The organism is Bacillus sp. Leaf49 (assembly GCF_001426125.1).
GTDB lineage: Bacteria > Bacillota > Bacilli > Bacillales > Bacillaceae > Bacillus > Bacillus altitudinis.
In genome coordinates, this window is record NZ_LMRK01000024.1 from 1 (window position 1) to 25,632 (window position 25,632).

The 25,632-nt window shown below is 42.1% G+C and carries 30 protein-coding genes and 20 tRNA genes; 35 read left to right on the forward strand and 15 right to left on the reverse strand.

The genetic code is table 11. The annotated features are described in order from the left end of the window. Positions 1–22: 22 nt before the first annotated feature. From ASG46_RS17500 to ASG46_RS17595, 20 genes are all read left to right on the forward strand, one after another. Positions 23–98, forward strand: a tRNA-Thr gene (locus ASG46_RS17500). A 37-nt stretch (positions 99–135) separates the two neighbouring features. Beyond that, positions 136–211 (forward strand) — tRNA-Lys (locus ASG46_RS17505). A gap of 7 nt (positions 212–218) precedes the next feature. Then, a tRNA-Leu gene (locus ASG46_RS17510) sits at positions 219–301 on the forward strand. 30 nt (positions 302–331) lie between these two features. Beyond that, positions 332–403, forward strand: a tRNA-Gly gene (locus ASG46_RS17515). Positions 404–415: 12 nt separating this feature from the next. Next, positions 416–501, forward strand: a tRNA-Leu gene (locus ASG46_RS17520). Positions 502–512: 11 nt separating this feature from the next. Continuing rightward, positions 513–589: transfer RNA gene (locus tag ASG46_RS17525), tRNA-Arg, on the forward strand. Between the two features lie 7 nt (positions 590–596). Beyond that, positions 597–673, forward strand: a tRNA-Pro gene (locus ASG46_RS17530). A gap of 8 nt (positions 674–681) precedes the next feature. Then, positions 682–754, forward strand: a tRNA-Ala gene (locus ASG46_RS17535). Between the two features lie 26 nt (positions 755–780). Further along, a tRNA-Met gene (locus tag ASG46_RS17540) sits at positions 781–854 on the forward strand. 4 nt (positions 855–858) lie between these two features. After that, positions 859–935, forward strand: a tRNA-Ile gene (locus ASG46_RS17545). Between the two features lie 7 nt (positions 936–942). Further along, positions 943–1,035: transfer RNA gene (locus tag ASG46_RS17550), tRNA-Ser, on the forward strand. Between the two features lie 9 nt (positions 1,036–1,044). After that, positions 1,045–1,121, forward strand: a tRNA-Met gene (locus tag ASG46_RS17555). 15 nt (positions 1,122–1,136) lie between these two features. Further along, positions 1,137–1,213, forward strand: a tRNA-Asp gene (locus tag ASG46_RS17560). Between the two features lie 16 nt (positions 1,214–1,229). Then, positions 1,230–1,302: transfer RNA gene (locus ASG46_RS17565), tRNA-Phe, on the forward strand. 24 nt (positions 1,303–1,326) lie between these two features. Beyond that, a tRNA-His gene (locus ASG46_RS17570) sits at positions 1,327–1,402 on the forward strand. 11 nt (positions 1,403–1,413) lie between these two features. Next, a tRNA-Gly gene (locus ASG46_RS17575) sits at positions 1,414–1,487 on the forward strand. Positions 1,488–1,503: 16 nt separating this feature from the next. Beyond that, positions 1,504–1,580 (forward strand) — tRNA-Ile (locus ASG46_RS17580). Positions 1,581–1,586: 6 nt separating this feature from the next. Next, a tRNA-Asn gene (locus ASG46_RS17585) sits at positions 1,587–1,661 on the forward strand. Positions 1,662–1,664: 3 nt separating this feature from the next. After that, positions 1,665–1,755: transfer RNA gene (locus ASG46_RS17590), tRNA-Ser, on the forward strand. A 7-nt stretch (positions 1,756–1,762) separates the two neighbouring features. Then, positions 1,763–1,834: transfer RNA gene (locus ASG46_RS17595), tRNA-Glu, on the forward strand. A 76-nt stretch (positions 1,835–1,910) separates the two neighbouring features. Here ASG46_RS17595 and ASG46_RS17600 read toward each other — a convergent pair. The 3 genes from ASG46_RS17600 to ASG46_RS17610 form a co-directional block, all read right to left on the reverse strand. Beyond that, positions 1,911–2,387, reverse strand: a complete 477-nt coding sequence (locus ASG46_RS17600; protein WP_008342900.1) for a TspO/MBR family protein — start codon at positions 2,385–2,387, stop codon at positions 1,911–1,913. 87 nt (positions 2,388–2,474) lie between these two features. Further along, positions 2,475–3,209, reverse strand: a complete 735-nt coding sequence (locus ASG46_RS17605; protein WP_017367914.1) for a TraR/DksA C4-type zinc finger protein — start codon at positions 3,207–3,209, stop codon at positions 2,475–2,477. 117 nt (positions 3,210–3,326) lie between these two features. Then, positions 3,327–4,265 (reverse strand): 1,4-dihydroxy-2-naphthoate polyprenyltransferase, encoded by a 939-nt coding sequence (locus tag ASG46_RS17610; RefSeq protein WP_017358382.1) that lies wholly within the window; start codon positions 4,263–4,265, stop codon positions 3,327–3,329. A 383-nt stretch (positions 4,266–4,648) separates the two neighbouring features. On the opposite strand from ASG46_RS17610, the gene ASG46_RS17615 reads away from it, so the two are divergent. From ASG46_RS17615 to menC, 6 genes are all read left to right on the forward strand, one after another. Further along, complete coding sequence (locus ASG46_RS17615; RefSeq protein WP_008342907.1) at positions 4,649–6,067, forward strand: isochorismate synthase; 1,419 nt, start codon at positions 4,649–4,651, stop codon at positions 6,065–6,067. After that, positions 6,060–7,802 (forward strand): 2-succinyl-5-enolpyruvyl-6-hydroxy-3-cyclohexene-1-carboxylic-acid synthase, encoded by a 1,743-nt coding sequence (gene menD, locus ASG46_RS17620; protein WP_056705402.1) that lies wholly within the window; start codon positions 6,060–6,062, stop codon positions 7,800–7,802. The genes ASG46_RS17615 and menD overlap by 8 nt, the downstream gene beginning before the upstream one ends. Further along, entirely contained in the window at positions 7,787–8,617 is an 831-nt protein-coding gene (menH, locus tag ASG46_RS17625; RefSeq protein WP_019743670.1) for a 2-succinyl-6-hydroxy-2,4-cyclohexadiene-1-carboxylate synthase, read from the forward strand. Before menD ends, menH begins: the two co-directional genes overlap by 16 nt. A 14-nt stretch (positions 8,618–8,631) precedes the next feature. Beyond that, positions 8,632–9,450: a 1,4-dihydroxy-2-naphthoyl-CoA synthase gene (gene menB, locus ASG46_RS17630; protein ID WP_008342913.1), complete on the forward strand. Its 819-nt coding sequence runs from the start codon at positions 8,632–8,634 to the stop codon at positions 9,448–9,450. 70 nt (positions 9,451–9,520) lie between these two features. After that, positions 9,521–10,981 (forward strand): o-succinylbenzoate--CoA ligase, encoded by a 1,461-nt coding sequence (locus tag ASG46_RS17635; RefSeq protein WP_048003422.1) that lies wholly within the window; start codon positions 9,521–9,523, stop codon positions 10,979–10,981. After that, a complete protein-coding gene (gene menC / locus ASG46_RS17640) occupies positions 10,968–12,092 on the forward strand; it encodes an o-succinylbenzoate synthase (protein WP_008342917.1) in 1,125 nt (374 codons plus the stop codon). The genes ASG46_RS17635 and menC overlap by 14 nt, the downstream gene beginning before the upstream one ends. Before the next feature lie 105 nt (positions 12,093–12,197). On the opposite strand, the gene ASG46_RS17645 is transcribed toward menC, so the two are convergent. The 4 genes from ASG46_RS17645 to ASG46_RS17655 all read right to left on the reverse strand — a co-directional run bounded on the left by ASG46_RS17645 (position 12,198) and on the right by ASG46_RS17655 (position 15,042). Beyond that, positions 12,198–12,389 carry a hypothetical protein gene (locus ASG46_RS17645; protein ID WP_017358376.1) on the reverse strand — a complete coding sequence of 64 codons (192 nt, stop codon included), beginning with the start codon at positions 12,387–12,389 and terminating at the stop codon, positions 12,198–12,200. Positions 12,390–12,414: 25 nt separating this feature from the next. Beyond that, positions 12,415–12,573, reverse strand: coding sequence for a DUF1540 domain-containing protein (locus tag ASG46_RS20785; protein WP_008360682.1), 159 nt, complete (start codon positions 12,571–12,573; stop codon positions 12,415–12,417). 68 nt (positions 12,574–12,641) lie between these two features. Beyond that, complete coding sequence (locus tag ASG46_RS17650; RefSeq protein ID WP_169476099.1) at positions 12,642–13,688, reverse strand: cytochrome d ubiquinol oxidase subunit II; 1,047 nt, start codon at positions 13,686–13,688, stop codon at positions 12,642–12,644. Positions 13,689–13,710: 22 nt separating this feature from the next. Next, a complete protein-coding gene (locus ASG46_RS17655) occupies positions 13,711–15,042 on the reverse strand; it encodes a cytochrome ubiquinol oxidase subunit I (protein WP_017358375.1) in 1,332 nt (443 codons plus the stop codon). Positions 15,043–15,217: 175 nt separating this feature from the next. Here ASG46_RS17655 and ASG46_RS17660 point away from each other — a divergent pair, with 175 nt between their 5' ends. Then, positions 15,218–15,460 (forward strand): type B 50S ribosomal protein L31, encoded by a 243-nt coding sequence (locus tag ASG46_RS17660; protein WP_017358374.1) that lies wholly within the window; start codon positions 15,218–15,220, stop codon positions 15,458–15,460. A 77-nt stretch (positions 15,461–15,537) separates the two neighbouring features. Here the strand turns inward: ASG46_RS17660 and ASG46_RS17665 are convergent, their stop codons facing one another. Beyond that, entirely contained in the window at positions 15,538–16,530 is a 993-nt protein-coding gene (locus tag ASG46_RS17665) for a metal ABC transporter solute-binding protein, Zn/Mn family (RefSeq protein WP_056705406.1), read from the reverse strand. Between the two features lie 213 nt (positions 16,531–16,743). Here ASG46_RS17665 and ASG46_RS17670 point away from each other — a divergent pair, with 213 nt between their 5' ends. Further along, on the forward strand, positions 16,744–17,310 hold the full coding sequence (locus ASG46_RS17670; RefSeq protein WP_056705408.1) for a beta-class carbonic anhydrase: 567 nt from the start codon (positions 16,744–16,746) through the stop codon (positions 17,308–17,310). A 1-nt stretch (position 17,311) separates the two neighbouring features. Here ASG46_RS17670 and yidD read toward each other — a convergent pair whose 3' ends face one another. After that, positions 17,312–17,536, reverse strand: coding sequence for a membrane protein insertion efficiency factor YidD (yidD, locus tag ASG46_RS17675; RefSeq protein WP_008342933.1), 225 nt, complete (start codon positions 17,534–17,536; stop codon positions 17,312–17,314). Positions 17,537–17,664: 128 nt separating this feature from the next. Between yidD and ASG46_RS17680 the strand changes: the two genes are divergently transcribed. Both ASG46_RS17680 and ASG46_RS17685 read left to right on the forward strand, forming a co-directional pair. Continuing rightward, entirely contained in the window at positions 17,665–18,138 is a 474-nt protein-coding gene (locus ASG46_RS17680) for an S-ribosylhomocysteine lyase (RefSeq protein WP_008342935.1), read from the forward strand. A gap of 123 nt (positions 18,139–18,261) precedes the next feature. Beyond that, positions 18,262–18,699, forward strand: coding sequence for a FixH family protein (locus ASG46_RS17685; RefSeq protein WP_056705411.1), 438 nt, complete (start codon positions 18,262–18,264; stop codon positions 18,697–18,699). Between the two features lie 8 nt (positions 18,700–18,707). Here the strand turns inward: ASG46_RS17685 and ytzI are convergent, their stop codons facing one another. Continuing rightward, positions 18,708–18,854: a YtzI protein gene (ytzI, locus tag ASG46_RS17690; RefSeq protein WP_017358370.1), complete on the reverse strand. Its 147-nt coding sequence runs from the start codon at positions 18,852–18,854 to the stop codon at positions 18,708–18,710. Positions 18,855–18,985: 131 nt separating this feature from the next. Between ytzI and ASG46_RS17695 the strand changes: the two genes are divergently transcribed. The 4 genes from ASG46_RS17695 (at position 18,986) to ASG46_RS17710 (ending at position 20,653) form a co-directional block, all read left to right on the forward strand. Continuing rightward, positions 18,986–19,423, forward strand: coding sequence for a Dps family protein (locus tag ASG46_RS17695; RefSeq protein WP_056705413.1), 438 nt, complete (start codon positions 18,986–18,988; stop codon positions 19,421–19,423). A 124-nt stretch (positions 19,424–19,547) separates the two neighbouring features. Next, positions 19,548–19,739, forward strand: coding sequence for a hypothetical protein (locus ASG46_RS17700; RefSeq protein WP_008342942.1), 192 nt, complete (start codon positions 19,548–19,550; stop codon positions 19,737–19,739). Positions 19,740–19,896: 157 nt separating this feature from the next. Then, positions 19,897–20,301, forward strand: coding sequence for a phage holin family protein (locus ASG46_RS17705; RefSeq protein WP_008342944.1), 405 nt, complete (start codon positions 19,897–19,899; stop codon positions 20,299–20,301). Between the two features lie 43 nt (positions 20,302–20,344). Next, positions 20,345–20,653, forward strand: a complete 309-nt coding sequence (locus ASG46_RS17710; RefSeq protein WP_017358369.1) for a hypothetical protein — start codon at positions 20,345–20,347, stop codon at positions 20,651–20,653. 193 nt (positions 20,654–20,846) lie between these two features. Here the strand turns inward: ASG46_RS17710 and ASG46_RS17715 are convergent, their stop codons facing one another. After that, on the reverse strand, positions 20,847–21,629 hold the full coding sequence (locus tag ASG46_RS17715) for an AIM24 family protein (RefSeq protein ID WP_045034187.1): 783 nt from the start codon (positions 21,627–21,629) through the stop codon (positions 20,847–20,849). Positions 21,630–21,651: 22 nt separating this feature from the next. Further along, a complete protein-coding gene (locus ASG46_RS17720) occupies positions 21,652–22,305 on the reverse strand; it encodes a TerD family protein (RefSeq protein WP_056705416.1) in 654 nt (217 codons plus the stop codon). A 246-nt stretch (positions 22,306–22,551) separates the two neighbouring features. Between ASG46_RS17720 and ytkD the strand changes: the two genes are divergently transcribed. Further along, entirely contained in the window at positions 22,552–23,028 is a 477-nt protein-coding gene (ytkD, locus tag ASG46_RS17725; protein WP_008342951.1) for an RNA deprotection pyrophosphohydrolase, read from the forward strand. A gap of 30 nt (positions 23,029–23,058) precedes the next feature. Here the strand turns inward: ytkD and ASG46_RS17730 are convergent, their stop codons facing one another. Genes ASG46_RS17730 through ASG46_RS17740 form a run of 3 tightly spaced genes read right to left on the reverse strand, consistent with a single transcriptional unit; the run spans position 23,059 to position 25,627 of the window. Next, complete coding sequence (locus tag ASG46_RS17730) at positions 23,059–23,805, reverse strand: ABC transporter permease (protein ID WP_370648334.1); 747 nt, start codon at positions 23,803–23,805, stop codon at positions 23,059–23,061. 34 nt (positions 23,806–23,839) lie between these two features. Then, entirely contained in the window at positions 23,840–24,610 is a 771-nt protein-coding gene (locus tag ASG46_RS17735; protein WP_046527567.1) for an ABC transporter ATP-binding protein, read from the reverse strand. 15 nt (positions 24,611–24,625) lie between these two features. Beyond that, positions 24,626–25,627 carry an ABC transporter substrate-binding protein gene (locus ASG46_RS17740; RefSeq protein ID WP_046527566.1) on the reverse strand — a complete coding sequence of 334 codons (1,002 nt, stop codon included), beginning with the start codon at positions 25,625–25,627 and terminating at the stop codon, positions 24,626–24,628. Positions 25,628–25,632: the final 5 nt, after the last annotated feature.

Genomic DNA, 25,632 nt, shown 5'->3' on the forward strand with positions numbered 1-25,632 from the left:
ACATAATGTTAGGATAGATAAAGCCGGTGTAGCTCAACTGGTAGAGCAACTGACTTGTAATCAGTAGGTTGGGGGTTCAAGTCCTCTTGCCGGCACCACTTTCATATGGTAAGATAGACAAGTCGCTTTAAAAGCGAGCCATTAGCTCAGTTGGTAGAGCATCTGACTTTTAATCAGAGGGTCGAAGGTTCGAGTCCTTCATGGCTCACCATTTTCATGCGGGTGTGGCGGAATTGGCAGACGCGCTAGACTTAGGATCTAGTGTCTTTATGACGTGGGGGTTCAAGTCCCTTCACCCGCATTGCCAAACAACATAAAGAAATCCTGTAATGCGGAAGTAGTTCAGTGGTAGAACACCACCTTGCCAAGGTGGGGGTCGCGGGTTCGAATCCCGTCTTCCGCTTATACCATCCACGCCGGGGTGGTGGAATTGGCAGACACACAGGACTTAAAATCCTGCGGTAGGTGACTACCGTGCCGGTTCAAGTCCGGCCCTCGGCATTATAAAATAAGCGCCCGTAGCTCAATTGGATAGAGCGTTTGACTACGGATCAAAAGGTTAGGGGTTCGACTCCTCTCGGGCGCGCCATTAAGATCGGGAAGTAGCTCAGCTTGGTAGAGCACTTGGTTTGGGACCAAGGGGTCGCAGGTTCGAATCCTGTCTTCCCGACCATCTTTTATGGGGCCTTAGCTCAGCTGGGAGAGCGCCTGCCTTGCACGCAGGAGGTCAGCGGTTCGATCCCGCTAGGCTCCACTTTTTAAAAGATTATTTTATATCATGGCGGTGTAGCTCAGCTGGCTAGAGCGTACGGTTCATACCCGTGAGGTCGGGGGTTCGATCCCCTCCGCCGCTATAAAGGACCTTTAGCTCAGTTGGTTAGAGCAGACGGCTCATAACCGTCCGGTCGTAGGTTCGAGTCCTACAAGGTCCACCATCTATACGGAGGAATACCCAAGTCCGGCTGAAGGGATCGGTCTTGAAAACCGACAGGGGTGTCAAAGCCCGCGGGGGTTCGAATCCCTCTTCCTCCGCCATGATATCATCGCGGGGTGGAGCAGTTCGGTAGCTCGTCGGGCTCATAACCCGAAGGTCGCAGGTTCAAATCCTGCCCCCGCAACCAAATTTTTTCTCTATTGGTCCGGTAGTTCAGTTGGTTAGAATGCCTGCCTGTCACGCAGGAGGTCGCGGGTTCGAGTCCCGTCCGGACCGCCATTTTAAATGAATACATGGCTCGGTAGCTCAGTTGGTAGAGCAACGGACTGAAAATCCGTGTGTCGGCGGTTCGATTCCGTCCCGAGCCACTTTTACAAATAAATATTAGTATGGCGGTTGTGGCGAAGTGGTTAACGCACCAGATTGTGGCTCTGGCACTCGTGGGTTCGATTCCCATCAATCGCCCCATACATATTTTTGCGGGTGTAGTTTAGTGGTAAAACCTCAGCCTTCCAAGCTGATGTCGTGGGTTCGATTCCCATCACCCGCTCCATTTGCATATCGTTCATGGGCCTGTAGCTCAGCTGGTTAGAGCGCACGCCTGATAAGCGTGAGGTCGGTGGTTCGAGTCCACTCAGGCCCACCATGACTTTCCGCAGTAGCTCAGTGGTAGAGCTATCGGCTGTTAACCGATCGGTCGTAGGTTCGAATCCTACCTGCGGAGCCAAATGGAGAAGTACTCAAGTGGCTGAAGAGGCGCCCCTGCTAAGGGTGTAGGTCGCGCAAGCGGCGCGAGGGTTCAAATCCCTCCTTCTCCGCCATTTTTCTGGCCCGTTGGTCAAGCGGTTAAGACACCGCCCTTTCACGGCGGTAACACGGGTTCGAATCCCGTACGGGTCATTTTTTAAAGAGGTCTAATAAAGACCTCTTTTTTATTTTCCGCAAAACGAAAGACCGCCATCATAGCGGTCTTTTCTTACATATTCATGGAATAGATCGTATAAGACAAGTATGTCGCAAAGAATCCCCATAAAACATAAGGAATCAATAAAATTGGGACAACATTGCTTAGTTTACGTGAGACGATGACAAGCGCGAGTGCTGTCAGTGCTACAAGCAGGCAGTCAATCGTAGCTGCAAATAAATCTTTTTGTGTAAATTGAAAAAAGCTAAAGGCTTGATTGAATACATAATTTAGAAGAAAAAGAATCCAAAATGGTAATGTGATTTTTTGAAAACCATACTTTGCATAAATGATGGCGGCAGATAACGAAATGAGGGCGAATAAGACAGCCCAGACCGCACCGATGACACCACCACTAGGTGTCCATTCAGGTTTATTTAGTGCGTCATACCATTCTCTGTCGATAGGGAACAGGAACCCTGCAATAGAAAATAATGCGTATGTAATAAAGAAGACGATAACCGCCCAAATGATACTTTTTTTAGCCATCCAGAAATCTCCTCCCAATCAATTCACTCTTCAACTTATTTCCCAATTATTACATGATATAAACATCAAGCCCCCAATATGTGGGGACTAATGATTTTTTTTAGTATAAGGTTCTTCTTCGTACGGCTTCAAGTCACCAAACACCGTCATGACACCTTCTTCATCTAATGCTTCTTCATAAGCTTCGTGTGCTTTATTTGGATAGACCTTGCTTGCTTTACCTTCAATATCAGCAGCTGCAAATCCTTCGTAGTCTTCCACATAATCTTCATCTTCTGATTGTGTATACACATCATCGTAAGTCAATGGAGGAAATTCCATATCGGATGGGGTATCAGAGTTTCCATAGCGTTCTACATCTTGGTAGGCATCTTCGCCATCATATGCAGCACTTTCTTCATTTTCAAATTGCCCTGAGGGCGGACTTAATAAGTCCTCTTCAATGGGACGGTTTTGTGAAACAGTCTGTTCTTTGGAATGCTCTGTGCATGTGACGGCGGTGGGAAGGGCTTCTAAGCGTTCTTTAGGAATAGGGGCTTTACACACTTTACACAAACCATAAGAGCCGTCTGCCATTGCTTGGAGTGCTTCATTGATATCGGACAGATGCTCATGTTCCAAACTGTTTAAGGCAATGTCTTTTCCGCGTTCGAATAGTTCTGTTCCTTGGTCGCCAGGGTGGTTATCATAGGCTGACAGTTCGCCCACTGAATCATAAGGAAATGATACTTTCTGTTCATCGTCATGGCTTTTGGCTTCAATTTCTTGTTTTTCATCGAGAAGTCGCTGCTTCAACTGATGTAATTCGTTTTTAGATAACAAAGCGATCACCCTTTCATATCAAACATATTGTTAGTATGAGCAAATTTTTATGTAAGACTTGTGCCAATTTGAAGCAATTCTTCAATAAAAAACGCCTGCGGCTGCAGGCGTTTCGTGTTATGCGAGATAATATTGTAAGATCAATGCGATCGTTAACAGGAAACCAAAAAACGTATTGGTTTGTGCTGTCGATTTCATGGCATTCATTAATTCAATTGGTTTTTCTTTTTGCTTAAATTCTTTAATGGCTGTATAAGCTTTTGGCACACTGAGTAAGACAAGAAGACTCCAAAGACCCACGATATCCATAAAGATATAAACAAAAATGAGTACATATGAGATCACAAACATGGAAAGTAGGATGTTGACGGCCGCTTTACGTCCAGCTAGGATAGCAAGTGTTTTTCGTCCATTCTCTTTATCACCGTCTAAATCACGGATATTGTTCGACAGTAAGATGGCACCAACTAAAATAGAGATAGGTAATGAAATGAGCACAGCTTTTGATGTCAATGTTCCTGTTTGGATATAGAAACTAATTAAAATGATGCCTAGTCCCATAAAAGCACCTGATACAAGTTCTCCAAATGGTGTATAAGCAATTGGTACAGGGCCACCGGTATAAAAATAGCCTGCTGCCATACAAATTAGTCCTATGAGTGCAATCCACCAGCTAGACATCATGCAAATATAGATCCCAAGTAATAAAGAAAGCGCGAATAAGGCATAAGCGAGGCCTAAAACTGTTTTTGGTTTTACACCGTTTCTCACGATCGCTCCGCCGATACCGACAGATTTCTCATTGTCCAATCCGCGAACATAATCAAAGTACTCATTAAACATGTTCGTTGCAATTTGGATAAACATCGATGCAAATAGCATAGCTAAAAATAGCCCAACATGTATTTGACCACTCGGAAGTGCTAGGACAGTTCCTAAAGTAACGGGAATAAATGCCGCTGTTAATGTATGCGGTCGTAGTAAATTCCACCAAATTCGCCAGTTTTTATCAGGCTTAATTGGTGAAAGCTGATCTGATATCGATTGATGCTGCATAAAATATACTCCTTTAAATAAAAAAATACGTACACGTCCAAATTCCAGTTTAGCAAAGTTCAAAAAGGTGTCAATATATTGATGCGATGAAACAAGAAAAAGATGTTTGCTAATCGTTCCCATCTAGAGAGAAAGCTTGATCTTCGAACAGGTCTTACCATTTTTTAAGGGATGTTCTCATTTCAATAAGCGGGAGCGAAAAAATCTTGAAAGCGTGATATAATAAGGATTCGAGGTTTTAAAAGCTGTTTTCTTTACTAAGTTCATCTGTTAAGGTTTATAATAGAAAAGCAGGTCATTCGACATACTCGAATGTTCATGTATTTTTTTACATGATGGTTTTATTTTTATATGTTATTTCATGGATTTTGGAGGAATGTATCATGGTGACAACAGTGCAAAGTACTTTCCGGCAGGAAGCGCTTGCGACATTAGAAGAAGCGAATAACGTCAACCATGCTGTTTTGATAAGCTACTCCAGAAGAGTTGACGATCTGGATCCTCTTGCCTTTTTCCAAAGCGGCGAAGCGGATTTTTTAGGCGAGCGTTTTTTTTGGTCTGATCCAGAAAGCCAAATGATATTTTCTGGACTTGGCAGAGCGGCCGTGATTAAATCATCAGAGCAAGGCAAAGAACGATTCAATATCGTCCATCAAGAATGGGAGCAGCTGAAACAGCATATGTTCCATTTTCATGATGAGAAGGAGTTAAAGCAAGCGGCAGTTGGTCCGCTTTTATTTGGAGGATTTTCATTTGATCCATATGAAGAGAAGGCGCGTCACTGGGAAGCATTTGGCGAGGCTCATTTTTTTGTGCCATCGATGATGCTGACTGTTTCCAAAGAAGGCACGTTTCTAACGATCAATGAATGGAACGAGGTGGACGGGAATGTTCATCAGCTCATTCAAGAGTTAGAACAGAAAGCTTCTAATTTTGATGCATTGCCTGTCAGAAATCATGGACAAGCTGAGCTTGTGCATATGGAAGAGTTAGATGTCCAGGAATGGATGAAAGCAATCCATGAAGCGACAGAACACATTCGTGTGAACGAATATGAAAAGGTTGTTTTAGCAAGAGAAGTCTTGCTTCACTATAAAAATCAAATAGAACTCGCTCCACTATTAGCAGAATTACTAAAACATCAAACAACGAGTTATGTATTTGCTATAGAGCAGGGAAGACAAGCATTTGTCGGGGCGACGCCTGAACGTTTAGTGAAAAAAAGCGGTGGTGAAGTCTTTTCATCGTGTTTGGCAGGTTCCATTGTTCGTGGTCAAGATGAAGTAGAAGATCAGGCACTAGGTGAGGAACTGCTTTGTGATGAGAAAAATTTGATTGAACATCAAATTGTCGTGAATATGATTGAGCAGGCATTTGAAGCAAACTGCCATCATGTGCATAAGCCAAATCAACCAAGTCTTTATAAAACGAAAAACATTCAGCATTTATTTACACCCATTGTGGGAGAAATTAAAAGCAGCTGTTCACTCTTTTCATTAATTGAACAGCTTCATCCAACACCAGCGCTTGGAGGATATCCTAAGGAAAAAGCGGTAGAGGTGATTCGTGAAATCGAACCGTTGAAACGCGGTTGGTATGCGGCGCCAGTGGGATGGATTGACTCTAAGGACAATGGGGAATTTGCTGTCGCCATTCGATCAGGTCTTATTGAGGAAGACCAAGTTCGTTTGTTTGCTGGATGTGGAATTGTAGAGGATTCCCTTGCAAAACAGGAGTATGAAGAAACGCAAGTGAAATTAAGACCAATGCTGTCTGCTCTTGGAGGTCGTCCTATTGAATAATCAAATCATGACAAGATATATTGGCAGATTAATGGATGAATTTGTGCAAAGTGGTGTGAAGGAGGCAGTTGTTTGTCCTGGCTCCCGTTCAACACCGCTTGCGATGCTCGCTCTTGCTCATCAAGAAATCAATGTCCATGTGTTAGTGGATGAACGGTCTGCTGCTTTTTATGCACTGGGTCTTGCGAAAGCGAGCCAAACACCAGTGCTACTCATTTGTACATCAGGTACGGCAGCAGCTAACTTTTACCCAGCTGTTGTCGAGGCACATTATTCTCGGGTACCACTGATTGTTTTAACTGCTGATCGGCCGCACGAATTGAGGGAGGTTGGGGCACCTCAAGCGATTGATCAGCAATTCTTATTCGGTAAGTTTGTTAAATGGTTCACAGACTTAGCTTTGCCAGAAGAAAGCCAAACGATGCTGCGGTATGTCCAGACTGCTGCTGCTAGGGCAAGTCATGTGTCAACGCAGGAGCCAAAGGGACCAGTTCAAGTGAATGTGCCGCTGAGAGAACCATTGCTACCTGACTTGTCTATCGATCCTTTTGATAGAGAAGAAGGAGCTGCGAACAAAGTTTTAGCAGCAGGTCAAGCTCGTCCTGATGATCGGGTTATGTCAGAATTAGTGTCTATCATGAACAAAGCGGCAAAAGGAATCATTGTTGCTGGTGAACTTCACTCGGCGGAAGAGCAGGCGTCAGTGTTACGTCTTGCAAAAGCTTTGCATCTGCCAATTTTAGCTGACCCGCTTTCTCTTTTGCGAAATGGACATGAAAGTGAAGAATACATTATAGATGCATACGATTCTTTGTTAAAAGATGAGGCATTGCAGCAGCATCTCTTGCCTGAAATGGTCATTCGTTTTGGACCGATGCCTGTGTCTAAGCCTTTATTTAAGTGGCTGGAAAAGCATGCGGAAGTGAAGCAGATTGTCGTCGATGCTGCGGGTGGTTATCGAGATCCTGGTTTAAGCGCATCATACATGATTGAAAGTCATGCAGCCTCTTTTGTAGAAGAAGTCTTGATGAGAGCGGAAAAGCGTCAGGATACATCTAATTTACGACGCTGGCAGAGTGTCAATTCTTCTTTTAGAATGCATGCAAATCAATACAATGATGAGGACCTGACATTTGAGGGAAATGTGTATCGTCAGCTGCAGCACATTTTGCCAAAAGAGAGTGTGCTCTTTATCGGAAATAGTATGCCTATTCGAGATGTCGATACCTTTTTTGAAACGCAGTCAAAACCGTTTCGGATGATGGCGAATCGCGGAGCAAATGGTATTGATGGTGTTGTGTCCACAGCTCTTGGAACATATGCAGCCTTGAAACAACCCATCACTTTAGTCATCGGCGATTTGTCTTTTTACCATGATATGAACGGTCTTCTTGCAGCTAAGCTAATGGACATTCCGCTCACGGTTGTGTTGTTAAACAATGATGGAGGAGGAATCTTTTCTTTCCTTCCGCAGGCATCCGATGAACCGTATTATGAAAAGCTCTTTGGTACGCCGACTGGGTTGAATTTTGAGTATGCATCAAAGCTATATGGGGGAACCTATTCGAAGCCGACAACGAAAGAAGAGTTAAAAGATGTGTACTTGGCGCATATCCAAGAACCAGGGCTTCATTTAATTGAGATTGAAACTGACCGGCATTCTCGCGTGGGCAAACATCGCCAAATGATGGACGAGATATTGAGGGAAGTGAAAAAAGAATGCCTTCACTCATAATACGAATGCACGATGGTGTGGCGTATGAGGTGATAGACCATAACCCATCTGCTGAAAATGCCACGTTATGTTTACATGGCTTTACAGGGAGTGCAGCTTCTTGGGCTTTTTTGAATACTTATACAGAAAAACATACGAGATTGATTCAGGTCAGCTTGCTTGGACATGGCCGCACAGACTCACCAAAGAGTATAAGAAGATATGCAATGTCCCAGCAGCTGGCAGATCTTGTTGAGATTTTAGATCAATTAAAGCTTCACAAAGTGAATATTCTCGGATATTCTATGGGAGGGCGTATTGCTTTATCATTTGCCTCCCGTTATCCAGAACGTGTAAACAAGTTGATTCTTGAGAGTACATCTCCAGGGCTGAACTCTTTTAAAGAGCGGATGGCGAGGCTGAATCATGATCATCAGCTAGCTCAAAAGATCAGACATGAAGGATTAGCGCAGTTTGTGGATTTTTGGGAGAACATTCCGCTGTTTGCTTCGCAGAAATCCTTGCCAGCGGACAGGCTAACGCAACTGAGAGAGGGAAGGCTAAAAGCCGATCCTAACGGGCTGGCTCGCAGCTTAGAAGGTATAGGAACCGGTTCACAGCCGTCTATGTGGGAAGCATTAAAGCAGATAGAACAGCCTGTTTTACTCATTTGCGGAACACTTGATAAAAAGTTCTGTCACATCGCCAAACGTATGCAGCAGGAGCTTGAATACAGTCAATTCACAGTAGTAGAGCATGCCGGGCATACAGTTCATGTGGAACAACCACATTTTTTTGGTAAAATAGTAAGTGAGTTTATTTTATCGCAAGATTAGAGGAGGAAATATTGATGGCTATTGAATGGCAAACTGAGCGTCAGTATGACGAAATTTTATATGAAACATATAATGGGATTGCAAAAATCACCATTAACCGTCCGCATGTACATAATGCATTTACACCAAAGACTGTAAGTGAATTAATTGATGCATTCTCACGTGCTCGCGACAATTCAGATGTTGGTGTCATTGTCCTTGCAGGTGCTGGAGGAAAAGCATTCTGTTCAGGTGGAGACCAAAAAGTACGCGGTCATGGCGGCTATGTAGGAGACGATCAAATTCCACGTCTAAACGTCCTAGACTTACAGCGTTTAATTCGTGTCATTCCAAAACCAGTTATTGCGATGGTTGCGGGCTATGCGATTGGCGGCGGGCATGTGCTTCATGTCGTGTGTGACCTTACCATTGCAGCAGACAATGCGATTTTTGGACAAACAGGACCAAAAGTGGGCAGCTTTGATGCTGGTTATGGATCTGGCTATCTTGCACGTATTGTGGGTCATAAGAAAGCAAGAGAAATCTGGTACTTATGCCGTCAATACAATGCACAAGAAGCGCTTGATATGGGACTTGTCAACACAGTTGTACCATTAGAGCAGCTGGAAGAAGAAACAGTGAAGTGGTGTGAGGACATGCTAGAAAAGAGCCCGACTGCTTTACGATTCTTGAAAGCTGCATTTAATGCGGACACAGATGGATTAGCTGGTATTCAGCAATTTGCAGGAGATGCGACCCTTCTTTATTACACAACAGATGAAGCAAAAGAAGGACGCGATTCCTTTAAGGAAAAACGGAAGCCAGACTTCGGTCAGTTCCCTCGTTTCCCTTGATTCAATGATATGGATGAAAACAGCTTAGTGCATCAGACTGAGCTGTTTTCTTTTATGAAAAGGAGGTGTCATGATGAAGCAACCGAATTGGCTGCTGCACCGTGCGTATTTAACGCCAGACCGGGTCGCACTCATTTATCAAGACAACGAGTGGACATTTCGTGATTTAGCGAATGATGTAGACCAACTTGCGAATCGACTGACACGTGCATCTTTTAAAAAAGGGGATACGGTTGCGATTTTAATGAACAACCATCCTCACATGGTCATGCTTGTTCACGCTTGTTTTTTATTAGGCTTCAAGATTGTGTTATTGAACAATAAGTTAACAAAAGCAGAGAGACGTTTTCAGCTGGAAGATGCGAAAGTCATGGCTTTATTAACAGAGCCTGCATATGCAAATGAGCATCATGGTGATTTACCTGTTTATACAATAGAGACTTTACCTGATGCAGATCATGATATGGAAAAGAAGGTCGTACATGATATTGATTTAAATGAGACGGCGACGATTATGTATACATCTGGAACAACAGGACGCCCTAAAGGGGTGGAGCAAACGTTTGGCAATCATTTTCATAGTGCTGTTTCCTCGGCATTGAATTTAGGGATCAGGGAGGACGACCGCTGGCTCATTGCCTTGCCTCTTTTTCATATAAGCGGTTTATCCGCTATATTTAAATCTGTCATATACGGTATGACTGTCGTGCTTCATCAAAAGTTTGATGTCGATGAAGTCAAGAATGCTATTGAACAGCATCGAGTGACGATGTTGTCAGTTGTTCAAACCATGCTGTCCCGTTTATTAAGTGGACTTGAAGAATGTCCGTCTTCTTTGCGCTGCCTGCTGTTAGGCGGAGGCCCTGCGCCATATGCGATGCTTCAAGAGAGTAAGGAGAAAGGATTTCCTGTGTTTCAATCGTACGGTATGACGGAGACCTGCTCGCAAATTGTGACACTTGCGCCAGAATTTAGTGTGGAAAAGCTTGGATCAGCGGGAAAACCCCTTTTTGGGTGTGAATTAAAGATTCAAGATGAGAACCGTCCGTGTCGTCCTTTTGAGCATGGTGAAATCATGGTAAAAGGTGCAAATGTCATGAAAGGCTACCTTTATCGTCAAGAGGCAACAGCTGCTGCATTTGAGCAGGGCTGGCTGAAAACGGGTGATATTGGCTATGTAGATGAGGACGGATTTTTATTTGTGCTTGATCGGCGGTCAGACTTAATTATTTCTGGCGGAGAAAATATTTATCCAGCAGAAATTGAAGCAGTTCTTTTAACACATCCAAATGTAAAGGAAGCCGGAGTGACGGGTATGTATGATAAAAAATGGGGAGAGGTACCTGCTGCCTTCCTTGTGACAGATGAGCAGATTCCGGAGAATGAGCTCTATGCTTTGTGTCAGTCGCAATTAGCCAAGTATAAATGGCCCGCCGCTTTTCACTTTGTGGATGAGCTGCCAAGGAATGCGTCGAATAAATTGCAGAGGCACAGACTCAAATCAAAGGGGTTTTTAGATGATTCAAATTGAACGTGTGATCTTATATCATGTCACGATGAAACTCAAACAGCCATTTACAACAAGCCTTGGGACTATTTCAGAGCGTGAGTTTATTATTGTCGAGGTCAAAGATCAAACAGGATTAACTGGATGGGGAGAGGTATCTGCCTTCTCTTCTCCGTGGTATACAGAAGAAACCATCGAGACCTGCTATCACATGCTGAGGGCTTTCTTTATCCCGAACGTGCTGACTCGATCTTTTACACATCCTTCGGACATACCAGACAGCTTGTACCATTTTAAAGGCAATAGAATGGCCAAAGCGGGAATTGAGGCAGCTGTGTGGGATATTTATGCGAAGCGAGAAAATAAGTCCTTACGTGACGTCTTAGGCGGTACTAGAGATAGAATTCCATCTGGTGTCGTTGCAGGGTTAGGACCAATAGATGATATGATTCAGCAAATCGAGCAGTTTGTTGATCAAGGCTATCAGCGTGTGAAAGTGAAGATTAAGCCTGGACAAGATATTGGACTTCTACAAAAGATAAGAGAGTCTTTCCCTCACCTTCCGTTAATGGCGGATGCAAACTCTGCTTATGAATTAAAAGATATTAGCAAACTGAAGCAGCTCGACGATATTCGTTTATTAATGATTGAACAGCCTTTAGCCGCAGATGACATTGTCGATCATCGGCATTTGCAAAAGCATTTAAAAACACCAATCTGTTTGGATGAAAGTATTTGTTCTTTAGATGATGCGAGAAAAGCTGTAGAACTTGGAAGCTGTCAGATTATTAATGTGAAGCCTTCACGAGTTGGAGGGCTGACTGAAGCACTTAAGATTCATGCGTTCTGCAAGGAGCAGCAGATTCCGTTATGGTGCGGGGGAATGATTGAAACAGGCATTTCTCGCGCGCAAAACGTGGCACTTGCATCACTTCCGCAATTTACGATTCCTGGGGATATTTCAGCATCGTCGAAATATTGGGAGCAGGATATCATTTTTCCTGAAATTAAAGTTGAAAATGGGTTTATTGAAGTACCGCGTTCTCCAGGTATGGGTGTAGAAGTTGATTATCAAGCGCTTCGTTCTTTCTCAGATAAAATTGATGTGTTTACAAAACATGATTTTGTGAAATGAAAACGAATGAATCGCCATTTGCACCATCCATAGAACCACTGTATAGTTGAGGAAAGTTTTTCCTTCCTGTCTGAACAAAAAGAAAGAGCGGTCATCCGCTCTTTCTTACTCTTCTACAAGCCCGCTGTCGTAAGCAAGCTGGCCAATATACTGATGCATGTCATTGGGCATGTCGGAAACATGTCCGTATTCATAATCCCAAAGATTTAAAAAGGAGTGAGCTGCTTGATAAAATGCAGCCTCGTCCGCGTCCTGAATTTCTTCAAGAAACGTTTGAGCAAGCCGATCGTTTTTCAAAACGAAGCGCCTCCTTTAATGAGACTTAAAGGTCTTGAGGTTTAAACGTTTTACAGTCAGTTTCTTCACTTTTCTCAGCCGTATTTCCTGTATGGCTGACGACATAAATTGCATCTGCACCACAACGATTTCCAGCATTCCAGTAGGAACAGTTGTTTACTTCACAAAGGATTTTTTGACTCATACAGATGACCTCCTTTTGAGTATGTCTTTCATCTATAATGTAACCGAAGTAAGGGGCGTTCATTCATGTTAATCTTCCTGACGAATATAACGCTTATCTTTCATAAACAATTTCCAGAAGAAGTAGAACCCAGGGAATAGGATGATAAACCCTACAATATACGTAATAAATAATGCCCTAAATGTGACGGGATCTGTAAACCCAGACATGATGGTAATATCAGGATAGGCCATATAGGGCAAATGCGCATGTCCATACACATAGCTTGCTAAGAAATATTGAATTGTAATGGCGATAACCGCTAAACGTGGTCTCCCTTTCCGATGTTTAAAGCGGCTGTTTGGTAAAAATAGAGCCAAACCTGCAAGCAAAAACATGAGCAGAGAAACAAGCAGGATCGGGATGTTCTGCATCATTTTTGTGAACAGCCAATTGGCCTCACTTCTCAGTGTGAGCATGATAAAGAAAGCCATCATGAGAGAAAGCGGACCTGTAATCAGTGCTCCTCTTCTATAAATGTTATAAGCCTCATCTTCGTTTGCAACATTAGAAAAATCAGCTAAAAGCAAAGATGAGAGGAAAAGGGTACTGAAAATCGCAAAACCTACGAAAGAATAGACATTTGCGCTTGTAAAGACCAATCCTAAATCTAATGAGTAGACATTATTCTCCTGAAAGATGAATCCACCATGTGTAATGGGGAGAACCATGATGAGGATGGACGGAATAATAAAGCCGCTAATTCCTGAAATATATGTCACGGCTTTTCTATATTTTTTAGGCAGTGAATGAGAGAAGACGAGAAATCCGCTTCGCAGTGCTAGAAGCAACAAAATAATGCTGCCGGGTATTAATAGAACAGTGCCTAGCACAAATGTTGCACCTGGAAACAGGCTAAACAAGGCAACGACGATGGCCACAATGAAGACGTTTGTTACTTCCCAAGTGGGAGAAAGATACTTATTTGCGATATTTGCGGCCTTTGTCTGCTCTTTGTTCATGTAAATCATTGACCAAAATCCTGCACCGAAATCCATTGATGCCATCACTGCATAGATAAACACGAATCCCCATAAGATGGTGATTGCAATGAGTGCATCAGTTGTTACATCCATTTGCATCAAGATCGCTCCCTTTTTAAGATTCTGTTAACCGTAAGTCTTCTTCAATTGAATGTTTTCTAAAGTAGTACGTCAGTACAATCACAGTTGCGATGCCTAAAATGAGATAGACAATGGCAAAAAGGATGAAAAGTGTACCGATAGATCCTGATGATGTGACGACTTCAGAGGTTTTGAGCATTCGATAAATCACCCATGGCTGACGGCCTGTACAGGCAAAGATCCAGCCAAATTCAATCGCCAAAAGACTAAGAGGCCCGCCAAATAAATAAAGGACAAGCAGCCATTTTGGATAATGGTCGCGTTTTAAAATTTTGCGGTAAAACAGTGCTAACACAGCAAAGAAAATGAGCAATGAGCCGATAATGACCATTCCGTTAAATAATGTGTGAATAAATAAAGGCGGCCACTCGTCCCTAGGAAAATCATTTAACCCTTTAACCACAGTATCAAAGCTATTTCCTGCAAGAAAACTAAGTGCCCAAGGGATTTCGATCGCTCCTTTGATTTCTTGCGTATTGGCATCAGTAAAACCGCCAATGGCCAGAGGCGCATGTGATTGCGTTTCAAATAAACCTTCAGCACCCGCTAATTTTTCAGGCTGATATTCATACAGAAGCTGAGCTGATTCGTGACCGTTTAAGGCTGTGAGAAAAGAGAAAAGTCCGCCTACAATCAGTCCAAGAAAAAGGGCTTTTCGATGAAAGGTATAGAGCTTTTCGTTTTTTCTTGTTTTCAACATTTTAAATGCAGCGACAGAAGCAATGACAAAAGCGCCTGTTGTAAAAGCAGACAGTACGACGTGAGTAGCAGTTACAACAAAACTAGGATTGAAAAATGCCTTCCAAGGTTCGATATTCGTTATTTCTCCATTGACCATTTGAAAGCCAGCAGGTGTTCCTTCAAAAGCATGTACGTTTGTAATGAGAATGGCTGAAGCTGCTGCACCAATGACAACGAAAATAACGGTAATGATGCGCATGGCTGGTGATAAACGATCTGCTGCGTACACATAAATAGACATAAATAATGCTTCAATAAAGAAAGCATAAATTTCTATTTGAAATGGCAGTGACATGACTTTTCCGATGACCTCCATAAAACCAGGCCATAGAAGGGCAAGCTGCGTACCAGCAATGGTACCGGTTGGAATGGCAACACCTAACAGAACAGCCTGCGCTTTTGTCCATCGTTTGGCCATGATGGCATAATGCGGGTCCTTCGTTTTTTGAAAGATGAGTTCAGCTAACAAAATCATTAGCGGGATGCCTACGCCAAGCGAGGCATAAATAATATGGAAGCCCATTGTTGTGCCGAACAGACTTCTAGCTAAAACGAGATCAGTCAATTTTTTCTCCGCCTTTCTTATCGCATCTCTTTTGATGGTGTTTATTATTCTCCACCATTTTTAGATTATTCTTCCTGACTAAGAAAGCTTGTTTTTTGACAAGTTGTAAAAGGGGGAGTAGAATATAACTATAAAACGTAATAATTACGTTTTAATGATGAAGGGAGTTTTGACATTGAAAAGAGATATTCATCCAACCTCACATGAAGTTGTATTTATGGACGTAAACAGCGGTTACCGCTTCTTAAGTAGATCAACAAAAACATCACATGAGACTGTAGAGTGGGAAGATGGGAAGACTTATCCTGTCATTAAAGTAGAGACAAGCTCTGATACGCATCCATTTTATACAGGACGCCAGAAATTCGGAGAAAAAGGCGGCAGAGCGGAGCAGTTTAAGAAAAAATATCAAATGTAAACAAAGAAACACACCTGATCATGGTGTGTTTTTTTGTGCAGTAAAAAACCCCGGCTGATCGCACGGGGTTCATGAATTCATTTAACATTTAAAGCTGTTTTTAATGTGTTTAAATTTTGTTTCATTAAGCTGACATAGCTTTCGCCATTTTTAGCATCATCTTCTGTAATGGATTCTAGATTTTTCAGTGTAAGGCTTTTTGCCCCAATTTCACTGCGAATCGTATCTGATACTTTACTGCTGACGTTATTTTCAAAAATGACATACTTGATGTGATGCTTTTCTGCCTGTTGTACGATATTTTCAAGCTGTTTTTGGGAAGGCTCTTCAGAAGCAGAGAGTCCTAGTACACTGATTTGCTCAATGCCATAGCGTTTTTCCCAGTAGCCGTATGCAGCGTGAGAAACAAGAATTTCTTTATGTTCTGCTTTAGATAACGTTGTTTTGAATTCCTGATCTAACGATTGTAATTCTTTTTTTAGTGATTCATAGTTTTTTGTGTATTCGTCTTTATGATCTGGATCTAGTGAAACGAGTGTGTCTTTAATGTTTTTTGCCATTTGCTGTGCATAAACAGGGTCTAGCCATGCATGGGGATCTTTATCTCCGTGGTCGTGTCCATCATGGTCATGATCTTCACCTTCATGATCGTGATCATGGTCCTGACCTTCTTCATGAGCATGTTCTTCTTGTGTTGATAATAGCTTGATGCCTTCGGCTGCTTTCACTGTTTTCACGCCTTGGTCTTTTAACGTAGAAGCCGTTTTATCAGCAAATGCTTCAGCACCTGTTCCGCTGTAAATAAAGGCATCTCCTTCAGCCATTTCAACCATCGTTTTTGAACTTGGTTCAAAGCTGTGTGCATCTGCATTGGCAGGGTACACACTTTGAGCGTTCACGTGAGAGCCGCCAATTTTTTCAGTGAAATCTTGAATAGGGAAGATCGTCGTGTAAATGGCTAATTTCCCATCTGCTTTTCCTTTTGAAGCATTTGTCCCCGCACTGCTTGAGCAAGCGGCAAGACCGACCGCTAATAAAGCAGCTGTTAAAATAAAAAAGATTTTTTTCATCTAAGAATGTCTCCTCTCAACCTATTAGATAGAAATGATTACGATTTAATGTCCTGAGTTATTGTATCGTAATAATTACGATTTGAAAAGAGGAAAATAAAAAATTTTCATCAGAAGATGTTTCCTCTAAAAAAATAGACGTCAAAACGTGACGAAATTTAAAACATTGTGCTATATTTATTTTTAAAAAAAGAAAAAGGAATGGACAAACTTATGAAACTTTTAGACGAAATCATCGAATATAACCAACAATTTATTGAAGAGAAGCGATATGAAGAGTTTACAACAACGAAGTTTCCACAGAAAAAAGCTGTCATTCTATCATGTATGGATACAAGACTTGTTGAACTGCTTCCGCGTGCCATGAACATGAAAAATGGCGATATTAAGATTGTCAAAAGTGCTGGCGCTCTTGTTTCTCACCCATTTGGAAGTATCATGCGAAGCATTTTAGTGGCTGTTTATGAATTGAATGCTGACGAGGTGTACGTCATTGGGCATCACGATTGTGGTATGAGTAAAATAGACAGCGAAACACTCTTAAATAAAGCCATTGAGCGTGGTATTCCAGAAAAACGGATTGAAGTACTGGAATACTCAGGAATCGATTTTAAACAGTGGCTCAAAAGCTTTAGCTCAGTTGAAGAAAGTGTGAAAGACAGTGTATCTGTCGTTAAAAATCATCCGCTTCTTCCATCTGATGTGCCTGTACATGGTCTTGTCATTGATCCTGGAACAGGTAAGCTTGACTTAGTTGTCAACGGTTATGAAGAAAAGTAAGTTATTTTTCCTTTTTAGGCGGGACCGGATCCATGCCTCCAGGATGCAGCGGGTGACATTTTAAAATTCGTTTAATCGTGAGCCAGCCGCCTTTTAAAGCGCCATGCGTTTTGATCGCCTCTAGCCCGTAGTTTGAGCAAGTGGGGTAAAACCTGCAGCTCGGCGGTGTTAGAGGGGAAATGCATTTTTGATAAAAGCGAATGATGCCGATAAAAATTTGTTTCATAGAGGTTCCTCCTTGTCTGTCTTTTCACAGTATAAGAAAAAAGGACAAGGAAGGGAAGTTTTATAAACTAAACTGGTCGGAACAATATGTTATAATATAGGAAATTGCAATTATAGGAGTGGTGATTAATGCCTTCAGTTGAAAGCTTTGAACTTGACCATAATGCTGTAAAAGCACCTTACGTTCGTCATTGCGGCGTTCATAAAGTGGGATCAGATGGGGAAGTGAACAAATTTGATATCCGTTTTTGTCAGCCAAACAAGCAGGCAATGAAACCTGATACGATTCATACATTAGAGCATTTACTTGCGTTTAATATTAGAACACACTCAGAGAAATACGATCATTTTGATATCATTGATATTTCTCCAATGGGCTGCCAGACTGGCTACTATTTAGTTGTCAGCGGTGCACCGACACCAAGAGAGATCGTTGAACTGCTTGATGCAACATTCAAAGATGCAGTGGAAGTAACAGAAATTCCTGCTGCAAATGAAGAGCAGTGCGGTCAAGCGAAGCTTCATGATCTTGAAGGAGCAAAACGTTTAATGCGTTTCTGGCTGTCTCAGGATCAAGAAGAGCTATTAAAAGTATTTGGATAATCAGTAAGATGATGAACCGGACATATTGAATGTCCGGTTTTTTATATGAAATGAAACGAGAGCTGTTAAAATAGGGGATATTTGTTAAAATGGACATGTCAGTAAAAAAAGGGGGATACACGAATGTGGAAAATGGTAGGAATCATTTTGATGCTCGCATTACTTAGTGCATGTGGAAACTCGGCAGCGAGCAATGACAAGGGAGAAGTGCCTGAGCTATTAGAAGTCAAACTAACAGGGCCGGAGCAAGTGGAGAAAAATGAAAACGTTATCGTAAAAGCAGCTGTCACATATGGTGATACGCCTGTTGATGATGCAGATGATGTTCAATTTGAAGTGTGGAAAGATGGCGACAAGGATAACAGCAAGATGATTCAGCCAAAGAAAGAGAACAAAGGTGTATATGAATTGCATACAGCTTTCAAACAAGATGGCCTTTATATCATACAAGTCCATGTGACAGCTAAACAGCAGCATAATATGCCGAAGACAAACATCCATGTAGGTGATGTGAAAAAAGAGAGTTCATCTACTGAAGAAGAAGATACCTCACATCATTGAAAGCGGTTTTATTTTGGGTTAGGACGTTGGTTTGGTTCAGCATCCTGTGGTGAATCGACTTTATGCTTGTAATCATAAGCCTTTGATGTCGTCCACAGTGATAAAAAGACAACGATTGAGATAATGATAAAGCTGATAATCCCAAGTAACAGCATCTAACTCCCTCCTTATTTCCATATTAACATATATTTCATGCGGTCAAAATAGAAGAAAATGATGGCAGGTTTCAGTATAATAAAAAAAGGGTAATCCCATACTAAACGCAACTACATAAGGAGGAATCAACATGTCTGAAAAATTATTAAACGTCGTCAATAAACAAGTAGCAGATTGGACTGTGCTTTACGTAAAATTACATAACTATCACTGGTATGTAAAGGGAAAAGATTTCTTTACACTCCATGAAAAATTCGAAGAATTATATACAGAAACAGCCACTTATATCGATGATTTGGCTGAGCGTATGCTCGCATTAAATGGACAACCTGTTGCGACAATGAAAGAGTGCTTAGAAATTTCTAGCATTCAAGAAGCGGAAGGCAATGAATCAGCCGAGCAAATGGTGAAAAATTTGTATGATGATTTCTCTAACATTGCAGAAGAACTCAAGAAAGGTATGGAGCTGGCTGCAGAAGTTGGCGATGAAACAACAGGTGATATGCTGCTTGCGATTCATCAATCCATTGAAAAACACAACTGGATGCTAAAAGCATACTTAGGATAAGCGAATGTGAAAGGAATGTCGATCATCAAACAGATCGGCATTCTTTTTTTGTGGATTTGTGACAGACAGCCCATTGAATTGATGGGGCTTTCAGCCGAAGAGAAAAGGGAAGGGAGGGGAGAAGATGTCCTCAATTGCAGGAATGATGAGCCAGCAAGTGGCGAGTATTCAAAAAACACTTAATATCAGTTTGTTGAATTCACAGCTTGCCACGAACACAGCCCAAGCCATGGTGATGCTCGATCAAGTGCAGCAGCAGCCTCAAGCTGTTCAGCCCAAAGATTCAGACGCTACGTTTATTGATGTCAGAGTTTAACCAAGAAAGCCGCCGTCACAGGCGGCTCTTTTTATGCGCTTCACGAATTTTTTGAACAGCTGACCATGCCTTTATTTTTTGTCGTCCAAGCTATTCATCAAATGCGGCATATACTATTGAGGTAAGAAGTTCCACTATGAAAGGATGTTGATGCCAAGTGAGCAAGGATTTAGGCATCTTTTCGTTGTTTACAGTCAGTTTGTCGGCAATGGGCTTTCTGTTTGGTGGAGCAGGATATTTACTCATGATATTAGTGACACTCATGGCTATAGAATTAATTTGTTCAAGCCTAAGAGAATCTGTGACTGGACAACTTACGATGAAGCGTTTTTTGACCAGGCTTGTTCGAAAGGTTGTGACGATCTCTTTAATATCCATGGCACATTTCTTCGATGTCATGCTGAAGACTGGGGGGACAATTAAGGATTTAGCGCTCATCTTTTATATTATTTATGAATCGTACCAGATTGTCTCAACAGCCAGAGCTCTCGGAATTCCCATTCCACAGTTGTTTATTGATGTGTTAGACATGATTAAAAATAAATTGCGCAAAAAGCCGTAATTTCTTCATATCTGGTCATACTAAAGGAAAAAGGATGAATCAGATGGCGACACACACATACTATGTATCCGTTCAAGACGGATCAATCTCACAGCACAGAGACGCGGCTGCTTGGCAATTTCAGATAGAAGCAGATGATGACCAAATCTTGCAGTTAAGAGAGTATTTTGATGAACAGTATATGACAGATTGGAAAGGTTTCTTTCGGGCGCATGTTCCATTTCTTGAATATCATTATGATAGTCCAAACGACGAAATGGACAGGAAAAGAAAAGAGATTTACTCGATGATTCATGATCTCGGTAACGAAGAGACAAAGAACTTTATTGAGACCAATGGACTGATGAATTGAAAAAGCATGTAGACAAACCCTCGCATTCTTTGTCAGGTGCTCATGAATGTGAAATTCGCTCCGCGTCAGTACTCGTTTTTCCTAGACTGCAAAGGTTTTCTATCACGCTGAAAAGAAGACAAAAGGCTAAAAGAAAGTTCATTTTAGCCTTTTGTCAACGATCTGAAAGTATGTAGAGACATTCTACATGCTTTTATTTTCGAGGCTGTAAGATACCGCTGATTAGATCACTGATTCCGCCTCTATTTTCCTGCTGTGAGTTGGTGATTTCGTGTGAGGTACTCTGACTCTGGGGTTTGTACCGGTTATCATCTATCCCGACCCGCATTCCAGATGTTCGTTCAGATGGCTGGATAATCACAATTTGGTCCTGTTCATGAAATTCAAACAAGTAGGATTCGCCTGATGTTTGTCCAATGAACGTTTTCCAGTTCACATCTAATTTGACTTTCGGTGCTTTGCCCGTCCAAGCGACAATGGCGTCAGGATCTACACGGCAAGGTGCTTTTAAAATCAGCGGGTTTCCATTTGTTTTGATGGCAACCTGCGCCCCGTGACCTTGATACGAGAGCTTTGAAGTAAATAGCCCTTTCTGTGATAAAATCCCAACGCCTACTGGTGTCACGCCATAGTGACATTCTTCAGTAAAGGCAAGTAAATCTTCACTTTCCACGCTAACATGTTGCCAAGGACCGTTCGGCTCAAGATTGATGACGGTCACATGCTCGCTAGAATCAGCCAAGTAGCAAGTGCCTTGTCCACTCACTTCCATCATCTCAAGGTTTTCACCTGTTAATTTTCTGCTAATATGATTAAATACTTGGCTGACCATATTACCTTTATTCGTCCCAAGTAATCGTTTACGGTATTGAAATGTACCTTGATCGGCAATCATAGCGCCTTTTTTGGCAAAAAAGATCCCGTTGCCTTCTGCTTGTAAGGTCAATTCTTCGATCGTGTTGAAATGAAATCCCATTCGTGCCAGCTCCTTTTCTTCGTCAAGATGTGAATCCGTAGATGCGGCATAAGTCATTTAAATCAAGGGTCGTACCTTGTCCGGTTGCGGTGATTTTCCATTCGTTCTCAACTCTCGTTAGTTCAGCACAAATGATGGATGTACAAAATGAATAATCCTCTGTTAACTGAAAGGTACAAATCTCCTGTTGTGTGATTTGATCTGAAAGGCGCAAGTATGCATTGGTCACCTGTCCAAAATGATGTGCCCGCTCGTGTGCATCATGTATCGTGGCTGTTACGACGATTTTCTGAATATCGGGTGAGACTCTGCTCAGCTGCATAATAATGATCTCATTGTCCCGATGGCCTCCGCCGACCTGATGATCACCTAGATGGCGAACAGCTCCATCTAAGCTTTGCTGCTGATGATAATAGATCAGGTGTTTTGGAGACAGAAGCTTGTCCTCTTCATTTAAGAGAAACACTTGCGTATCTAAATCAATTGGCTGACCAGATAAGTCCCAGCCAAGTCCGATATGAATTTGATCTATATTTGGATTGTCTTTTGTTAAATCTAACTTTTGTCCTTTCATGAGGTGTTTCTTCACTGCCTCAAGAGAAGCGTCTTCTTTCTCATGTTGCCTCATTGGCCATGCTTTGTTATTTTCTTGTTTTGATCCATTTGTGATGCTCATGCTGGTTTCCTCCTCGTCTGTGTAGGACAAACACTTATTGATTTACGTCGTCATGGGCAAAAGGTTTCATGATTAAAATGGGATGAGGATGGAGATGATAAAAAGGTTTTAGCAAGAATACTTATTTTACATACAGACGAGATAGAAGCACTCGTTTGTTTCACTTTTCATAAAAATTCTTCAGAGAAATGTGATCTGTGGTATGATGTTTTACAAGAAGCAAGGACAGGATATGAGGGATTTCACATGCATGTATTTAAAGACTATTATCATAATACGGTCAAGCTCTCTTTTGAAGAGCAGCCTTTTTCAAGTCATCCTAAGCATGTTTGGGCTATTTGCCGCTATCAAGGAAAATGGCTACTTACTGAACATGAGGATCGAGGCTACGAGTTTCCAGGAGGGAAAGTAGAGCCAAATGAAGAAGCAGATCAAGCCGCTATACGAGAGATTCACGAAGAGACGGGTGCTGTTGTTCGTGAATTAACGTATATTGGTCAATATCAGGTGCTTGGCAGAGAGAAAGTCATTGTCAAAAATATTTATTTCGCCGATATTGAAAGGCTCGTCAAGCAGGACACGTATTTTGAAACGAAAGGACCCGTTCTTTTCGCAGACTTACCAAGATCCATCGCAAAAAATAAAAATTTCAGTTTTATTATGAAAGATGATGTCTTGAGACAAAGTCTTGCTTATTTAGAAAAGAACGGTTTGATTCGTTAAAAAAAGCGCAGGGAAATGACCCTGTGCTTTTTATTTTTGCAGAAAACGGCGCTCCAGCCATTCAACAAGCTGATACATGATGGTGGCGAAGACGGCGATAATGAAAAGACTTAAGAACACGAGTGTAAAGTTGAAGACTTGAAAGCCATAGATGATCATATAGCCGAGTCCTTTTGAGGATACAAGGAATTCTCCCACAATGACCCCAACCCAAGAAAGACCAACATTGACCTTAATGGCAGAGATCATCGTTGGAATACTTGCTGGCAAAATGACCTCACGGAAGACCGTTCTTTTTTTTGCGCCAAAGGTTTTCATGACTTTTAAATAATTCTCATCGACTTCTTGAAAGGCTGTATAAATGACGATGGTGGTAATGATCACACTGATAATGGCACCCATCGCGACAATGCTGATCATGCCTGGTCCAAGGGCAACAATTAAAATGGGGGCGAGAGCGACTTTCGGCATCGCATTTAAAATAACCAAATAAGGATCAAGGACATTTGCAAGACGGGTGGACCACCATAAGGCGGCGGCTAATAAAATGCCGCAAAAAGTACCAAGTAGAAAGCCGAGCACTGTTTCAAATAGCGTAATGCTCATATGATTGATTAATGAACCATCTGATAATTTTTGTAAAAACAATTGGCAGACAGCAGATGGTGAACTGAAAATGAGCGGGTCAATCAGTCTGAAATGGCTCGCAAGCTCCCAAAGCGAAAAGAAACTGGCGAAAATGATCAACTGGTAGACTCGCGTCATGCGTTTTTCCATTCGAATTTTTTTTCGATAGGCTTCATGTAAAAGATCACTGTGTTTCAACTGTCTTCAGCTCCTTCCAAATCGTTTGAAAGAGCTCTTGGAAACTTGCTGTCTGTCTCGCTTCAAAAGGAGAGAGCGTCCTCAGATCATCTGGAACGGTAAACATTCGCTGGATAGAGCCGGGATGCTTTGAGAATAAGAAAATGCGATCACTCATCGCAATGGCTTCGCCGATGTCATGCGTGACAAGAACAGCCGTTTTTTGATAGTTTTTTAATGTGTGAAAGACGAGGTCTTCTAATGTCAGTTTCGTCTGGTAATCTAGTGCTGAAAATGGCTCATCAAGCAGAAGCAGGCCGGGATCAACTGCAAGCGTTCGGGCGAGAGCCGCACGCTGCCTCATCCCGCCTGACAGCTCCTTCGGGTATTTTTCTTCGACATCATGCAGTCCAAGCTTTGGCAGTAAGCTAAGGGCAGCTGAGGTGGCTTCATGTGAATCTTGTTTTGCAATTTTTAACCCGAGAATGACATTTTCCTTGATCGTTTTCCATGGGAACAAATAATCTTGCTGGAGCATATAACCGATTTGATGCTCCTGTTGATTCGGTTCTTTTCCTTCGATTAAAATTCGACCTTCAGAGGGTGGCGTAATGCCTGCGATGATGGACAGCAAGGTTGTTTTCCCGCAGCCGCTGGGACCAATAAATGAGATGAATTCACCTTGAGTGATCTCCATATTGATGTGTTTGATGGCCGTGGTTTTTTCTTTTAAAGAGAAGTACGTGTGGGTCACATGGTCAATTTGAAGGAAAGACATGTGCTACCTCCTGTTCTATTTGTGATCTGTGACCTTCCTTGCAATGGATGAATCGACAAGTTGTTTGTACGGGATAAATTCCGGTAGTTCACCACTTGCCTTCATGATTTCCTGTAATTTGTTCCATTCCTCTTCATTTAGAAGGGGATCTGTTGCGTAGGAGTTCTGCTGCTTGTAGCGTTTAATGGCTGTTGATAAGACATCAAGGTCTGTATCAGGAAATTGAGATTGGATTGTCTCGGCAATTTCCTCTGGGCTCTTTGCTTTGACCCATTTTTGCGCTTTGTAAATGGCACGAGTAAAGGCTTCAGCTGTCTCTTTGTTTTCCTCTAAGTAACTCTTCTTTGCCATAAAGGTGGTATAAGGCACCTTGCCGGAAGCCTCACCAAAGGAGGCGGTAATGTACCCTTTGCCTTCTTTTTCAATTAAGGAAGCTGTCGGTTCGAATAACTGCACAAAATCGCCAGTTCCAGAGGAAAAAGCACCTGAAATGTTGGCAAAATCAATATTTTGAATCATGCGAAGATCCTGTTTCAAATCAATGCCTTCTTTTTTCAGGACATATTCACCGACCATTTGCGGCATGCCGCCTTTTCGTTGACCGAGAAAGTCCTTTCCTTTCAATTGATCCCAAGAGAATTGATTGATTTTTTCCCTTGAAACAAGAAATGTACCGTCTGTTTGTGTCAGCTGTGCAAAGTTCATGACAGAGTCTTTCGTGTCTTGTGCTTCCACATAAATAGAAGATTCAGATCCGGTCAGAGCGATATCAGCGCCGCCGGATAAGAGAGCTGTCATTGTTTTATCGCCGCCCCAAGTGGTTTTTAATTCAACCTCTAAGCCTTCATCTTTGAAAAATCCTTCGGATAGGGCGACATAAAGCGGTGCATAGAAGACCGAATGGGTCACCTCGGCTACTTGTACGGTCTGCTCTTGGTCTTTTTTACAGGCGACAAATGGAATAAAGAGCAGGACAACGAATATGAATGCCAGTCTGACTTTAATGGAACGATTCAAGAGTA

Bases quoted from the DNA above. Each gene is read 5' to 3' on its own strand.
- ASG46_RS17600 (WP_008342900.1), bottom strand. From the start codon at position 2,387: ATGGCTAAAAAAAGTATCATTTGGGCGGTTATCGTCTTCTTTATTACA.
- ASG46_RS17610 (WP_017358382.1), bottom strand. From the start codon at position 4,265: ATGCAGCATCAATCGATATCAGATCAGCTTTCACCAATTAAGCCTGAT.
- ASG46_RS17615 (WP_008342907.1), top strand. From the start codon at position 4,649: ATGGTGACAACAGTGCAAAGTACTTTCCGGCAGGAAGCGCTTGCGACA.
- menH (WP_019743670.1), top strand. From the start codon at position 7,787: ATGCCTTCACTCATAATACGAATGCACGATGGTGTGGCGTATGAGGTG.
- menB (WP_008342913.1), top strand. From the start codon at position 8,632: ATGGCTATTGAATGGCAAACTGAGCGTCAGTATGACGAAATTTTATAT.
- ASG46_RS17635 (WP_048003422.1), top strand. From the start codon at position 9,521: ATGATGAAGCAACCGAATTGGCTGCTGCACCGTGCGTATTTAACGCCA.
- menC (WP_008342917.1), top strand. From the start codon at position 10,968: ATGATTCAAATTGAACGTGTGATCTTATATCATGTCACGATGAAACTC.
- ASG46_RS20785 (WP_008360682.1), bottom strand. From the start codon at position 12,573: ATGAGTCAAAAAATCCTTTGTGAAGTAAACAACTGTTCCTACTGGAAT.
- ASG46_RS17650 (WP_169476099.1), bottom strand. From the start codon at position 13,688: ATGGATGTAACAACTGATGCACTCATTGCAATCACCATCTTATGGGGA.
- ASG46_RS17665 (WP_056705406.1), bottom strand. From the start codon at position 16,530: ATGAAAAAAATCTTTTTTATTTTAACAGCTGCTTTATTAGCGGTCGGT.
- ASG46_RS17670 (WP_056705408.1), top strand. From the start codon at position 16,744: ATGAAACTTTTAGACGAAATCATCGAATATAACCAACAATTTATTGAA.
- yidD (WP_008342933.1), bottom strand. From the start codon at position 17,536: ATGAAACAAATTTTTATCGGCATCATTCGCTTTTATCAAAAATGCATT.
- ASG46_RS17680 (WP_008342935.1), top strand. From the start codon at position 17,665: ATGCCTTCAGTTGAAAGCTTTGAACTTGACCATAATGCTGTAAAAGCA.
- ASG46_RS17685 (WP_056705411.1), top strand. From the start codon at position 18,262: ATGTGGAAAATGGTAGGAATCATTTTGATGCTCGCATTACTTAGTGCA.
- ytzI (WP_017358370.1), bottom strand. From the start codon at position 18,854: ATGCTGTTACTTGGGATTATCAGCTTTATCATTATCTCAATCGTTGTC.
- ASG46_RS17695 (WP_056705413.1), top strand. From the start codon at position 18,986: ATGTCTGAAAAATTATTAAACGTCGTCAATAAACAAGTAGCAGATTGG.
- ASG46_RS17700 (WP_008342942.1), top strand. From the start codon at position 19,548: ATGTCCTCAATTGCAGGAATGATGAGCCAGCAAGTGGCGAGTATTCAA.
- ASG46_RS17710 (WP_017358369.1), top strand. From the start codon at position 20,345: ATGGCGACACACACATACTATGTATCCGTTCAAGACGGATCAATCTCA.
- ASG46_RS17715 (WP_045034187.1), bottom strand. From the start codon at position 21,629: ATGGGATTTCATTTCAACACGATCGAAGAATTGACCTTACAAGCAGAA.
- ASG46_RS17720 (WP_056705416.1), bottom strand. From the start codon at position 22,305: ATGAGCATCACAAATGGATCAAAACAAGAAAATAACAAAGCATGGCCA.
- ytkD (WP_008342951.1), top strand. From the start codon at position 22,552: ATGCATGTATTTAAAGACTATTATCATAATACGGTCAAGCTCTCTTTT.
- ASG46_RS17730 (WP_370648334.1), bottom strand. From the start codon at position 23,805: ATGGAAAAACGCATGACGCGAGTCTACCAGTTGATCATTTTCGCCAGT.
- ASG46_RS17735 (WP_046527567.1), bottom strand. From the start codon at position 24,610: ATGTCTTTCCTTCAAATTGACCATGTGACCCACACGTACTTCTCTTTA.